The sequence below is a fragment of the Deinococcus sedimenti genome, assembly GCF_014648135.1.
Taxonomy (GTDB): domain Bacteria; phylum Deinococcota; class Deinococci; order Deinococcales; family Deinococcaceae; genus Deinococcus; species Deinococcus sedimenti.
The window spans coordinates 304,637-318,639 of sequence record NZ_BMQN01000003.1 but is presented as its reverse complement, the minus strand read 5'-3'; the positions used below and the strand labels follow the sequence as shown (position 1 = coordinate 318,639).

Genomic DNA, 14,003 nt, shown 5'->3' with positions numbered 1-14,003 from the left:
GTCGCTTGATTCTCAAGCGACCTGCTGAGCTTCTTCGGCTCCGCCGAGGTTAAGTTGCCAGAACCGTCCCCTGTCACGTGTCCGCCGCGCTGGCGGAACCGTTCCACTCTGCCGCGCGCGCCGAAGTGGGACGTGTCAACGCCGTGACGGGCGCCCACGCATCGGTGAGGAACGATGCTCGAATTGGGTGAAGGTCACCTGAAGACGTCATGGGCCGTCGTTCAACGCGGTCGGGCGGCTGTCTCCGGCCCAGCCCTGTTGCTCACCCAGGCCACCAGACCTGACGGGCCCTGATCGGTCTGGTGCATGGGGACCCGTCACGATCCAGTCGGGTATGCCCTGCGCCTGAATGACGTCGCCCCGCATTACGGGGTCAGCAGGGACCGCGCGTCTTCCGCTGGCCCTGGACGCGCCAGGAGGTAACCCTGGAGGCTGTCGCAACCCAGCGTCCGGAGCAGCGCCTGCTGATCCGCAGTTTCCACGCCCTCGGCGACCACGCGCAGGTTCAGGCCCTGCGCGAGGTGCAGCATGACTTCCAGCAGCACGCGGTTCGCGGACTGCACGAACGACCGGTCAATCTTCAGCTCGTCAATGGGCAGACTGTGGAGGAGGCTGAGGCTGCTCTGCCCCGTTCCGAAATCATCCAGCGCCACCCGGACGCCAAGGCGCTTGAGGTGCGTCAGCTGCGCCGCCGCCGCCGGATCGCGCAGCACGGCGCTTTCCGTCAGTTCCAGGATCAGACACCCGGCCGGGAGGCCAGAGCGGTCCAGGGCCTCACGCACGGCGGCGCTGAAGCCCGGATGCTCGAATTGCACCGCGCTGACGTTCACGCTGATGGTCAGCCCCGGAGTGACGGCGTGCCACGCGGCGGCCTGCCGGCAGGCTTCCTGCAGCACCCACGCGCCGAGCGGCAGAATCAGCTGCGTTTCCTCAGCCAAGCCGATGAACTTACTCGGCAGAAGCACGCCCTGGGTGGCATGCTGCCAGCGGACCAGCGCCTCAAAACCCTGAAGCGCGCCGGTGGCGCCATCAAACTGGCCCTGGTAGTGCAGGGTGAACTGCTGGCCGTCCAGGGCCTGCCGGAGGTCGCGTTCCAGGTCCACGCGTTCAGCCGCGGCCTCACCCATGGCCGGGTGGTAGAGGCGCACGCCGTTCTTGCCGGCCTGCTTGGCGCGGTACATGGCGATGTCGGCGTGCCGCTGGAGGGTGGTGACGTCCTGCCCGTCGCGCGGGGCGACGGCGGCACCGATGGAGGCCGTCACGTGCAGGGTGTGGCCCTTGACCTGAACGGGCTGGACCAACTGGTTGAGAATTTTCTGGGCGACATGGTCGATGTCCTGATCGCTGCGCAGGTTCCGGAGGATCACCGTGAACTCGTCGCCGCCCATGCGCGCCACCAGATCACCGGCGCGGACCGACTGCGTCAGGCGCCGGGCGACAGCCTGGAGGAGTTCATCTCCGACGTCGTGGCCCAGCGTATCGTTGACTTCCTTGAAGCGGTCCAGGTCGAGAAACAGGATCCCGAACCTGGTGGACTCCTCCGCGTCCAGGGCCTGCGCCACCTCCGCCTGAAAGTGCGCCCGGTTGGCCAGTCCGGTCAGGGCGTCGTGTGTCGCGCGGTACTGCAGCGTGTCCTGAGCGGCCTGCAAGGCCACGTTGGCCTGCGTCAGCTCGTTGTTGCGGCGGCGCTCCACTTCTGCTTCACGGCGCAGAATTTCGAGTTGCATCTGCGCGCTCAGCACCTTCGCTTTCCGCTCGACCGTCTGCGCCTGCAGGGACCGGCTCAGTTCCTCGTGCGACTGGAGTGTCTCGTACGCCTGCTGCCACTCGCCCCGGTCGGCGTGCACGCGACTGAGGTGCAGCAGCGCCAGGCGTTCAGGCGTGCGGATCTCGTGCCGGCGGGCTTCTCCCAGCGCCAGTTGCAGCTGCTCGTACGCGGCGTCCAGCTGCCCCATCTGGGCCAGCGCCTGCCCGTAGAACATCCGGACGTTGGCGAGCTGCTCGTGATCGTTCACCTGCTCCGCGAGGGGCAACAGGGCCTTGGCCTGCCGCGCCGCTTCGGCCGTCTGACCGGTCGCAACCAGGCAGGGCACCATCCAGGCGCGCAGCACCACCTCATGCTGCCGGATGCCCAGCGCCTGCAACACTGGCAGGTGCTCCAGCGCCAGTGAGAGCGCCTCCTGCGGTTTGCCCACGTGGTAGTACGAGTACACCATGTTGATGGTGTTGGAGGACATGCTCGGAGAGTGACGCTCCTCACCCGAATGCGTCAGGCTCATGACCTGCTCGAAGATCTCCAGCGCAAGCTCGTAATCGCCCAGTTCCACGTGAATGAGGCCCACGTTGCTCAGCGTGCGGGCCCGGCCCGCATCATCCCCATTCGCCTGCGCGACGTCCAGGCTACGCTGGTACCAGTGGATACCGTCCGCGTAGCGGCCCAGCGCCACGGCGCAGATACCCATGTTGTTCGCCACCCGCGACTGAAGCGCACTGTCCTGCGCGAGGTCCGCCGCTTCCTGCGCCTCAGTCAGTACGGCCAGCGCCTGGTGGTACTGCGAGCGGAAATAGAACGTGGCGCCCAGCAGCGTCAGGGCGAGCGCCTGCGAGCGCACGTCACCCACGTGCAGGGCCAGAGCATGAGCTTCACGCAGAAGTGCCTCGGCCTGCACGGCGTCCGACACGACCATCGGATCAGCCACAGCCAGAAGCTCACGGAGCCGCGCGTCGGTCGGCTGAAGGTCAGAGGAAGCAGCAGCCGAGGTCACACACCTACAGTAGAGTTGCTCGTCTTACGGCCGTCTTTATGCCTTCAATCTCAATATGGGCTGAGCATGTCCAGGCGATTAAAGTGCGTCTGAAAACCGTCAGGGTGGATCTTTTGCCAGGCGACGCACCATCAGCCGAATCATGACTTCATAGACCAAGTTCTCGGCGGTTTCGATCAGCGCTTCGTAGTCCTTGGCCATCCGCCGCGACTTCCCCAACCAGGCGAAGGTTCGCTCCACCACCCAACGCCGCTTCAGCACCACAAACCCTTTTGGCACCTCCACGACGCGTGGAGGTGCGTCCTTTGGTGCCCAGGTCCCCTGCCACCCGGACCAAGGATGTTTGACGATCTCCATCGTCCAGCCCAGATGGGTCTTGATGTCGCTCGCCAGCTTACCGGTGTACCCCGCATCCGCCCACACGTGCTCCATGCGTGGGAACACATTGGGCAGGTCGCGCAGCAGGAGGACCGCACCGGTGCGGTCCTGGATATCGGCCTCATGGACTTTGATCGCCATGACGAGTCCCAGGGTGTCGACGAGGAGGTGACGCTTACGGCCACTGACTTTCTTTCCACCGTCGTAGCCGCGGGGTCCACCGGCTTCGGTCGTTTTCACCGATTGGCTGTCGATGATCGCGGCACTGGGGGTCGCTGCGCGACCCTCACGCTGGCGGACCAACTCCCGAAGGACCGTATGAAGTGCCTCCCAGACACCTCGCAGTCGCCATAGGCGGTGATAGTGATAGATCGTCTGCCAGGGGGGGAGGTCGTGTGGCATCGACCGCCAGGCAATCCCACCTCGCAGCACGTAGAAGATCCCGTCCAGGATCTCTCGCAGCGACCACTTCCGTGGACGACCAATGGGTGATGCTTGCGATAGAAGGGGAAAAAGTACGTTCCACTCGGCGTCGGTCAGATCGTTTGGATACGCAGCTCGGGTCATGGGTACCCCACCTCCGACCTCTACCGTGCGCGCACGACGCCTCTGGGGAAACCTGCGCCAGCACGTTTTTCAGACGCACTTTAAGTTGCCAGAACCTGCCCGTTCAGCTGATCGTGGACGGGCAGGTCCAGGGCGACGCGCTGATCGCCGAGGACGGCGCGGACCTGCTGATCCTCATCGGGGACCTCAAGCCGTTCGGCGCGCAGCCGCTGTGCCCGGACGGCGCGTGGCAACCCGTGCCGTACCCCGCCCGACTCGACCGGTCCACCCTGCAGGTGACCCTGACCCTGCCGACCCCACCGGTCCCGCCCCGCGCGGCCCGCGCCGCGCAGCCCACCGCCGGCGCCGTGCTGCGCGGCGACGTGCAGCTCGACAGCGATCAGGGCGCCGCGGCCCGCGCCCAGCTGAGCTGGCAGGTGAACCCCGCCGTTCAGCTGCAGGGCGAGGTGAGCGCCGGCAAGGTCACCAGCCTGAACCTGCGCGCCCAGTACGGGCAGGTTCAGCCCAGCGGCGCCCGCCTGAGTGCCAGCGTCGAGTACTGCAGCCTCAGCGCAGAGCCCTGGCAGGTGCGCCTGACCCGCACCGCGCCGCGCGCCCAGCCGGCCCCGCTGATCCTGAACGCCGAGCAGCCCGGCACGGTCGAGGTGCACCTCGGCCCGGCCCTGCTGTACAGCGGCCGCTACGCGGCCGGGCGGACCACGATCGACACCGCGTCCTGGCCGCCGGTCAGCGGCCGGGTGACCGTCACCATGCGGGAACGCACGGGCACCCGGACCCTGAGTCTCCCCGTCGACCTGCGCCGCACCCGCCCCGCCCCGCACGACGTTGACGCGGCGCTCACCGTGCAGTTCGGCGCGGACAGCTGGCAGGCCAGCGGCACCGTGACCGCCTCGCCGTCCCCGGGGATGACCGTCACGCTCAGCGGCGCGGTCGGTCGGGACCCCGGCGCCGCCGTCAGCGCCACCTGGCTCGCCGCGGACGGCAGCCAGTGGAGCGCGCAGGCCAGTCTCGATCCGCAGCAGGCGCAGTTCGCCCTGGCCCGGCAGGCGGACACCACCCTGAAGACCAGCGTGCAAGTCACCGGCGGACAGGTGCAGCGCGTGGCCGTGGGCGCCAGCGGCACGCTGAGCGGTCAGGTCACCGGTCAGCTGGACCTCGAGGTCGAGCGGGGGAAACCCGCCCTGCGCGGCAGCGTGCAGGTGCAGGACTGGCCGGCGCCCCAGACCGTCACCACCGCCAGCGTCGCCGTGCAGGAGGGCCGCGTGACGGCCGGCGTGCGGCTCGTCTGGACGCCCAGCCCGGACGTCCGCGTGACCGCGCAGAGCGGCGCCCCGCACCTGAGCGCCTCGGTGACCGGCCGGGCCGAGAACTGGACGGTGACCGCCACGGCCGCGACCGACCGGACCCCCCTGGAGGTGCGGGCGCGCGGACCGGCGGACGTCACGCTGCAGGTCGGCACCCGCACGCGCGTGGCCGTGAGCAGCGGCGTCACCCTGGACGGTCACCTCGTGCCCTCCGGCGGCCCGGCGGTCCTGATGGTCCACCTGGGCGTCCCGGACCTGCCCGTGACGCTGGGCGACCTGACCCTGCCGACCGGCGCGGACGGCCGCGTGGCCTTCAGTGTCGTTCCCGAGCAGGCGGTCACCCTGACCGTCAACCCGGACCACCTGCCGCTCGGGTGGACGGTCCGGCAGTCGCAATGGACCGTTCAGCTCGGCCCGGAGGACCTGCAGACCGCCGACCTGACCGCCGACCTGGGCCGTGAACCCCTGCGCCGCCTGCCTGTCCCACCTGGAACCGCCGTGCAGTGGCAGGGTCAGCCGCTGACCCTGATGGGCGACGGGTACGTTCTCGCGCCGGATGCCCGGGACGGCGACGTGCTGGACGCCACCGTGCCCGGCGGCCAGCAGCTCCGCTGCACCTGGAGCAGCCAGGAGGAGTTGACGTGCGCCCCCTGATCCTCGGCGCCCTGCGGCGCTCCACGCCGGCGGGGGTCACCGTCACGCCGGTCCTCTTCGGCCGTTCAGATGCAGCCGCGCCGAGCGCTCACAGCAGAATTCACAGCGGTTTTCAGGGGGACTTTCACGACCTCTGAATCGAGCAGAGCGAGCACCTGAGCATGGCAGGGGGGTGAGGTGGAGGCGAGGGGCGCACTGTTCGTCCTTCGATGAAACCGAACACCGCGGTCAGACCGCCACCGGACACCGACCGGTCACCGCCGTCCGGTGGGCTTCTCCGCTGCCGGGACGCCGCTCACCGGCTCACGCGCGCTCAGCTGCCCTCGTGCCGCCCTCCGCCGGGCGGGCCGCCCAGGGGCCGCATGCCGTTCTGCCGCCTGCGGATGACCTCGGCCAGTTCCTGCACGGCGGCGTTGGTTGTCTGCTGCCCCTGCACGACGCTGGCCAGGGCGGCAATGAGCGGGGTGATCGCGTCGCCCGGCGGGTCGGCGTCGGGCCGCTGGGCCGTGACAGCCGGGCGGTCACGTAGGGCGGCGATCAGCGGGGCCAGCAGGGGCTGAAGTTGCGCCGCCAGCGGCTCGGCGGGCACGGGGGAGGGTGCCGCCTGGAACGCAGGAGGTTGGACCAGACTCAGGCGGTCCAGGCCGCCCGCGATGTCGGCCAGCTGCGCGACCATCCGCGCGCCGGTGTCCCCGTCGGCGCCGCCCATGCGGCGTTCGCGGGCGTAATTCTCGCGGATCTGCGCCCAGCGCGCCGCCTGCTCGGGCGTCTGGGTGCCGCGCAGCTCGGCGAGTTTCAGGAGGTTCTCCTCCGCGCCGGTCGTGAGGAGCTGCGCCTCGCCGCGGTAGTGGTCGCCGATCACGCCGTCCAGTTCGGCGTCGTTCATGACGGGGCTGAGTTTCTCGGCGATCTTGTTCATGTTGCGGTAGCTGCCCTGGAGCTTGAAGGGCGGTTCGGTGCGGTCGCGGTCAGCCTGGGCGGCGCTGGCGATGTACGCGGCGTTCACGCGGGCCAGCGTGTCGCGGGCGCGCAGCAGCAGGCGCAGCGTGGCGAGGATCTCCGTGAGTTCCGCCTCGCTGTACGGGTGCGACAGTTCGCCGGGATCCTCGTGGCCCTGGGCGCGGGCGACGAGTTTCGGGACGTCGCTCAGGTCCCGCCCGGCCAGCGGCGCGAGCACGGCGCTACTCGTGAGGCTGTTCTCCACGTACGAGAGCAGGAAGGCGTCCTGCATGCCGCCGAGCGCGTCGCCGAGGTTGTACACGTCGGCGCGGTTGGCGAGCATGTCGGGAATGCGGAACACCTCGCCGGTCTCGGTGTAGGGGTTCCCGGCCATGACGACCGCGAAGCGCCGCCCGCGCAGGTCGTACGTGCGCGGCTCTCCGTTCCAGACGCCCTCGATGCGGCGGGTGCCGTCGGTCAGGGCGATGAACTTCTGCAGGAATTCCGGGTGGGTGTGCTGGATGTCGTCCACGTACAGCATGACGTTCCCGCCCATCTCCAGCGCGAGGTTGAGTTTCTCCAGTTCCTGGCGGCTGGCGGCGTCCGGGGCCTGCGCCGGGTCGAGCGAACGCACGGCGTGACCGAGGCTGGGGCCGTTGACGCGCACGAACACGAGGCCCAGGCGGTGCGCGACGTATTCCATCAGGGTGGTCTTGCCGTAGCCGGGCGGGGAGATCAGCAGCAGCAGGCCCATCAGATCGCTGCGTTTGCCGTCCCCGGCCGCGCCGATCTGCTTGGCGAGGTTGTCCCCGATCAGGGGAAGGTACACGTCGGTGATCAGGCGGTTGCGCACGAACGAGGTCAGCGGGCGCGGCTGGAATTCCGCGAGGCGCAGCCGGGCCCGTTCGCGGGTCAGCACCGCCTGCCGTTGCGCCTGGAAGGCCTGAAGGCCCGGCAGGAAGCTGCGGGCGTGCGTGGCAAGGCGGCCGAGCAGGTCGTCTGCGGCGAGGTGCAGCGTGCCGCCCTGGAGGCGCGGGTGGTCGCTCAGCAGCCCCGTGATGGTCGCGTCGAGCGTGACGGGGCGCGGCTGGGCGCGCAGGGCGTCCCCGTACAGGCGCAGCGCGACCGCCTCGGGCACGAAGCGCGCCAGGGCGCGGGTGTCGTCCCGTCCGGTCAGGGCGTCCAGCCACGCGTGTGTGAGGGTCCAGGCCTGGACCGGGTCGTCCCGCAGGGCGTCCAGGCTGACGCGCAGGGCGTCGGGCTGCCCGGCGGCGCGCAAGTGTCCGTCCAGCGCGGCGTTCAGGTCGGCGGCGGCCTGCGTGAACGGGAAGACGCCGCCCACGTCCGGGGCCGCCTCCGTCAGGAACGCGGCGGCCTCCGGGATCACGGCGTCGGGAATGGGCAGCGGCACGCGGGTCAGGAATTCACGCAGCGCGTCCTCCAGGGCCTTGCGGGCGTCCGCGAGGGCCGCGCCGCTGCCCAGCAGCGCCTGCACCGCCCGCGCGGAGGTCAGGCGCGCCGTCCAGGTCGCGTCGGCCTGCGCCCAGAATGCGGCGGCCAGCGCGCGCGCCTCCGGTGGGGCGACGAGCGGCCCCGCGGCGTCCAGCAGCGGCAGCAGCGCGTTCAGGATCAGCGCCGCGTCGTGGTCGTGCACGCCCCGCTGGAAGCCCTGGCGGTAGCGGGCGGCGGCGAACGTGGCGACCAGTCCGGCCCGCGCGTCCGGCGTCAAGCTACGCAGGGCGTCCAGGGTCAGGCCCTCCTGCCCTGCCCGCGCGGCGGCCAGGACCTCCCCGGCCAGGAATTCCGCGCGGGACAGGTCCGGCGATTCGCTCTCCAGCGTCACGTCCCAGTACGCGCGGCCCGAGTCGAGCGCCGGGTCGCGCAGCGGCTCCATGAACTGCGTGCCGGTCAGGTGCAGCGCCAGGTGCTCCCCGCGCGGCAGCAGCGTCAGGTCCAGCGTCTGGGTGTTCACGCTGAAGCGGTGGCGGCCCAGGCGGATCAGCGCGCCGCCGTCCCCTTCGAGGTCGGCGCGGTCACGCAGGGTCCGCAGCGCCTGATCGCGCGCGGCCTTCAGGCGGGCCTCGATGTCCCCGGCGCGGACGCTGTCGCCCAGCTCGGTCAGTTTCAGGGTCAGGTCGCGCAGTTTCAGCACGAGCGCGTCCCCAGCGAAGAAGCCGTTCAGGGCGTCCTGATCGGTCAGGCGCGCCGCGCGCGCCGGGAGGCCCGCCAGAATACGGTCGGCAGCGTCGGCGACGCCCTGCGCGCGGCGCTGCCGCTCGTCGAGCAGCGCCTGACGGCGGGACTCGAAGGCCTCCACGGTCTCCTCACGCCGGGCGAGGATGTCCGGCAGGAACGCCTCGTGCTCCCCGAACTGCCCTTCGAGTTCCTCCAGGGCCAGCAGCGCGCGGGACAGGCCCTCTTCGGCCTTCTCGGGCGTGTCGGCGGTGCCCAGCGCGCCGGTGACGGTCTGCGCGAGCAGCGCCAACTGCGCCGCGAAGCGCGCGGTGAGTTCCCCGCTTCCCAGGCTGCGGCGCTGCCCCTCGGCGCGGGCGCGCACGCCGTTCAGGCGGCCGTACAGCGCCGAGACCCCCTCGACGACCTGGGTGCGCTGCACCGGGTCCTCGGCGGGCAGCGAGCCCAGCATGTCCGACAGGACGTCCAGTTCGGTCGCCAGGGTGCCCAGCGCTTCCAGCGCCGCGGCGAGCTCGCGGGTGGTGCCCGCCGCCTCTACCTGCGCGTTCAGCGTGTCCAGCTGCGCGTGGAACGGGGCCAGCGCGGCCGGGTCGGCCAGGTAGCTGCCGGTCGCGCCGCCCACCCGCGCGTGCGCCGCCTGCACCTCCGCCAGCAGGGCGTCCACGGCCCCCACGTCGATGGAGCGGGTCTCGCGCACCGTCAGCAGGCGGGCGCGCAGCGCCGTCAGCTCGGCCAGGGCAGTCACGAACTCCGGCAGGCTGCGCCACCCCTCCGGGTCGAGGGTCGTCAGGCGGCGGCGGACCGCGCCCTGCACGTCCGCGAGGGTCTGCGCCGCCTGGACGCGCAGGGCCTGCACCTTCTCGAACTCGTCGAGCACCGCCTCGGCGGCGGCCGTGACGTCACGCAGCAGCGTGCGCGCGCCGCCCGTGTGCTCGTCGTCCAGCCAGTGGTGCGTGTCCGGCAGGCGGCGGGCCTGCTCAGCCAGCGCGGCGTACTGCGCGGCCGTGACTTCCGGCGTCTGCGCGGCTCTCGCCAGGGCGAGCAGGTTCGACACGCCCCGCACGAGTTCCGCGTTCCCCAGCCGGCCCAGGAACGACGTGCCGGGCGGGCGCTGCGCGGCGAACACGTCGCTCGTGAAGGGCGTCTGCCACACCTGCACCGCGTGGACCTGCGTGGGCTCGGCCTCCGCCTGGAACAGCACCATGCGCCCGTCGGGCAGCGCGGCGTCCCCGTGGGCGCTGATGGGCGTCTGCACCTCCCGGCGGATCAGGTTGTACACCAGCAGGGCGCTGCGGCCCGAGTCCTGATCGTAGAAGACGAACAGCACGTCCTCCCCGTTCGGGCTGCGCACGACCCGGTCCAGGGCCATGCCGGGCGTGAAGCCCTCGAACGCGCGGTGCTCACCGCCCGGCAGGTAATACCCGCCGGGGAAGACGATGCCGTGCTCCTCGGGCAGCTGCACGCAGCCGCGCGTGACCGCGTCCTCACGCTTGACCCGCCCGGTCAGCGTGTCGAAGATCAGGCCGCGCCACGTCTTCTCCCGGTACGGCAGCACGCGCAGCAGGATCAGGCGACCCACCCGCGCGAATTCGAACGTCGCGTCGTCCAGGCCCTGGGTGCGCTCCTCGACCGGCTCGCTGTAGATGCCTTCACCGGTCTCGGTGTTGTTCTCGACCTTCACGGTCAGCGTGCCGCCCGCCGTCTCCACGAACAGCGTGTCCAGGATGTTCAGGTGCGGGAACCGCCCACTGACCTCCTGATCGCGCCCCGCGCGGGTCCACTCGAAATCGAAGGGCGGCAGCGGACTGAGGTCCCGTTCGCCGCGCGCATCGAGGTACCGCGCGCCCTCCCCGGTCAGGTCCCAGCGGAACACCCGCCGGTCGGTCAGGCGCTCCCCGATCTGGAACGACGCCAGCAGCCGTCCCGCGCGGATCTCCAGTTGCAGCAGCCGCGCGTGCCGGTAGTACGCGTACAGTTCCTCGAAGTCCCGCACGAACGCCGGATCGGTCAGGAACGACCCCTCCAGCGCCGCAGGCTGCACGTCGAACGCGCCGCCCTCGTGCGTCAGGCGGTACAGCGCGAACACGTCCGCCAGTTCCGTGCGGGCCTTCAGGCCGTGCGTGACGTTGAAGCCGAACAGCATCACGTCCCCAACCTGCACCAGGTCCCGCCCGACACTGGCCTGCGCGGTGCGGATGTGCGCCCGGCCCAGCAGACTCAGGCGACTGTCGCCGTACTCCGCGACGCGCGCGGCATTCAGGCCCTCGGCAGCCGCGCGCACCTGGGCGCCCAGCGCGTCCAGGCGGCGGCGCAGCACCTCGAAGCTCCCGCCCGTCTCGGTTCCCGGTGCGCCCGCACCGGGCGTTGGTTCCTGCGTCATCCTCTCCCCCATTCACTCCGGCGCGCGCGCCACTCGGCCCACGCCCGGTCTCCCGTCGGCGTGAGCCTGCCACGGTCCTTTCCTGCGGTCACTCAGCGGGGAGGCAGGCACCTGACCTGCCCCCCGGCCCCCCACTCAGTTCGGGCGGTTCTCCCGCTGCACGTTCACGCCGAAGCGGCTCAGGACGCTCTGGAACAGCGGGCTCTTCTGCGTGAAGCCCTCCACGGCCTTGCCGAGACTCAGGGCCCTGGTGAGGGCCTCGAACATGCCGCCCTCGCCGCCCACGAGGTCGATCTTGGCGTTCTTCAGCGCGGCGGCGATGACCTCGGCGTTCTCGCGGCTGATCTCCTTCCCGGCCTCGATGGACGCCAGGGCCTGCTGGAGGCTGGTTTCGAGTGCCATGCGGTATTCCTCGTGGCTGCGGGCGTCGGCACTCATGCGGTCCATCGCGCCGAACTTGGCGGTCAGGCCCTCGGCCTCGGCGTTCATGCGGTCGCGGGTGGCGCTCGCCTCGGCGGTGCCGAGCGCCTGGGTGGCGCTGGCCTTCGCCTGACCGAGGCGGGTTTCGCCCTCGGCCTGCGCGCCCAGCCGCTCGGCGAGGACGCGGGCCTCGTTCTGCCCGAGTTTGAGGTTCGCGTCGGCTTTGACCTCGATCACGCGGGCTTCGGCCACGCCGGTCTTCTCCAGGGCGCTGGCGTTCGCTTCCTGCACCATGACCTGCGCGAGGCCCGGCGCGGCCTGCTCGACCCGGACGGCGTCGGCGAGGAGTTTCTTCGCCTCGGCCTGGCGGGACGCGGCGTCGAATTCGGCCTGCGCGATGGTGGTCAGCTCCGCGGCGCGGTGGCGGGCGGCGGTCTCGGCGGCCTCGGCGGCCTTGACCTCCTGCACCAGTTGTTCCTGCGCCTGCGCCTCGGCCTGCATGACGCGCACCTGCTTGGCGCGGTCGGCGGCGCTCACCTCGCGCACCTCGTTGATGCGCTCCTCCTCGACGGCGACCGTCTTGTCGATCGAGATGCGTTCGCGGGTGATGTTCGCGACGTCCATGACGCCCTGCTCGACGTTCTTGTCGCGTTCGATCTCCTGGAGTTTCACCTCGCGGTCGGTGGTGACGGCCTCCATCTTCGCGGCGCGGGCGACGCGCTCGGCCTCGATGGCGATGGCGCGTAGCCTCGCCTGCTCGGCGATCTCGACCTGCCGCTGGCGTTCCTGCTCGCGGATCTCGACCTGCTCGGTCGTCTGGATGCGGGCCTGTTCGGAGATGAGGCGCTGCTCCTCGCGCACGCGCTGCGTCTCGGCGTTCTCGCGGGCCTGGATGGTCTCGATCTCGCGTTTCTGCCGCGCCTCGGCCTCGGCCTGCTGGCGCTCGAGGGCCAGGGTGGCCTCGCGGGTCTCGACGTTCTTCTTCGTGACGGCGAGGTGCTCGTTCTGCGCGAGTTCGTTGGTGACGATGTTCTGCGCGGCGGTCAGCTGCGTGATCTTGCGGATGCCCTCGGCGTCCATGATGTTGTTCTGGTCGAGCATGCTCTTGGGCGTCTGTTCGAGGTAGTCGATCGCGACGTCTTCGAGGACGTAGCCGTTCAGGTCGCGGCCGATCACGGCGACGACCGCGTCGCGGAACTCTTCGCGCTTCTCGAACAGTTCGATGAAGTCGAACTTCTTCCCGACCGTTTTCAGCGCCTCGCTGAATTTCGCGTTGAACAGTTCATCCACGGCGTTCAGGTCGCTGGCGCGGTTCGCGCCGATGGATTTGGCGACCTTCAGGACGTCCTCGGTGGTCTCGTTCACGCGCAGGTAGTACGCGACGGTGATGTCCGCGCGGATGTTGTCCTTGCAGATCAGGCCTTCCTTGCCGCGGCGGTCGACCTGCAGGGTGATCAGGCTGATGCGCATGATCTCGGCCTTGTACAGCACGGGGATGACCAGCGCGCCGGTGAAGCGCACCTTGGGCCGCGCGGAGAGGTCGTTCACGATCAGCGCGGTGCCCTGCTCGACTTTCATGTAGAAGCCGCGGACGAGCGCCACGAGGATCATCAGGGCGACGAGCACGATCGCCAGGCCGATCAGGAAGGGCAGAATCACGGAAAGGTCAGGCATACGTCCTCCAGGCAGGAATGGGGGGAATCAGGGTCGGGGGTTGAGGGGTCAGGTGTCGGTCGGGTCCGCGCGGCGGACGGTGAAGATGTGGGTGGCCGGGTCGTGGTCCACGAGGAGCACGCGTTCGCCGCGCAGGAGGGTGTCGCCGTCGCTGCGGGCGTCGAGCATCAGGCCAGCGCCGCCGTCCTGGACACTCACGCGGCCCGTGGCGGAGAGCGTGCCGGACTCGACGACGGCCACGCGGCCCAGCAGCTGCGTGCGGGCCAGGGCGTCCTGCCCCTGCACGAACCGCCGCAGGGGACGGGCGACTGCCCGAGCGGCCAGCGCGCCGAGGGCCGCGGAGCCGAGCAGCAGAGCGGCCGAGACCACCCCGCGTCCTGCGGGGGCGACGAGCGGCAGGAGCAGCAGCTGGCCCAGGTAGCAGCTCAGCCAGCCAGTCAGAGTCAGGGTCAGCGCGACCGGCAGCAGCGGCACGCCGTTCAGCCCGACCCGCACCAGCAGGCTGTCGAGCAGCCCTTCACCTCCACCGGAGATGCCGTCGATGGCGCCGAGCAGGGCCAGCAGCGCCGCCGCCGCGATCACGGTCAGCAGGGCCGTCCAGGGCGCGGTCGGGAACGACAGCGCCACGTGCAGGAACTCGGTCACGCCGGGTGGCCAGGGGGAGCCATGCCGGGCACCCTAGCGCCCGGATGGACGGCGCGTTGCCACATCTGAGCGCCCGCACCGGGC

Annotated in this window: 6 protein-coding genes; 1 reads left to right on the top strand and 5 read right to left on the bottom strand. The window is 70.6% G+C overall.

The window, feature by feature from the left end; genetic code table 11:
- Positions 1-365: 365 nt before the first annotated feature.
- A complete protein-coding gene (locus IEY69_RS10550; RefSeq protein ID WP_229783849.1) occupies positions 366-2,699 on the bottom strand; it encodes an EAL domain-containing protein in 2,334 nt (777 codons plus the stop codon).
- 165 nt (positions 2,700-2,864) lie between these two features.
- Complete coding sequence (locus IEY69_RS10545) at positions 2,865-3,710, bottom strand: IS5 family transposase (protein WP_189073110.1); 846 nt, start codon at positions 3,708-3,710, stop codon at positions 2,865-2,867.
- A 113-nt stretch (positions 3,711-3,823) separates the two neighbouring features.
- Between IEY69_RS10545 and IEY69_RS10540 the strand changes: the two genes are divergently transcribed.
- Positions 3,824-5,668: a hypothetical protein gene (locus IEY69_RS10540; RefSeq protein ID WP_189073109.1), complete on the top strand. Its 1,845-nt coding sequence runs from the start codon at positions 3,824-3,826 to the stop codon at positions 5,666-5,668.
- A gap of 313 nt (positions 5,669-5,981) precedes the next feature.
- Here the strand turns inward: IEY69_RS10540 and IEY69_RS21950 are convergent, their stop codons facing one another.
- The 3 genes from IEY69_RS21950 to IEY69_RS10525 all read right to left on the bottom strand — a co-directional run bounded on the left by IEY69_RS21950 (position 5,982) and on the right by IEY69_RS10525 (position 13,919).
- Positions 5,982-11,180, bottom strand: a complete 5,199-nt coding sequence (locus tag IEY69_RS21950; protein ID WP_189073108.1) for a DNA repair ATPase — start codon at positions 11,178-11,180, stop codon at positions 5,982-5,984.
- Between the two features lie 135 nt (positions 11,181-11,315).
- On the bottom strand, positions 11,316-13,274 hold the full coding sequence (locus tag IEY69_RS10530; protein WP_189073107.1) for a flotillin family protein: 1,959 nt from the start codon (positions 13,272-13,274) through the stop codon (positions 11,316-11,318).
- 48 nt (positions 13,275-13,322) lie between these two features.
- A complete protein-coding gene (locus IEY69_RS10525) occupies positions 13,323-13,919 on the bottom strand; it encodes an NfeD family protein (protein ID WP_189073106.1) in 597 nt (198 codons plus the stop codon).
- Positions 13,920-14,003: the final 84 nt, after the last annotated feature.

Excerpts from the sequence above, each read along its gene's own strand:
- IEY69_RS21950 (WP_189073108.1), bottom strand. The coding sequence starts at position 11,180 with ATGACGCAGGAACCAACGCCCGGTGCGGGCGCACCGGGAACCGAGACG.
- IEY69_RS10530 (WP_189073107.1), bottom strand. The coding sequence starts at position 13,274 with ATGCCTGACCTTTCCGTGATTCTGCCCTTCCTGATCGGCCTGGCGATC.
- IEY69_RS10545 (WP_189073110.1), bottom strand. The coding sequence starts at position 3,710 with ATGACCCGAGCTGCGTATCCAAACGATCTGACCGACGCCGAGTGGAAC.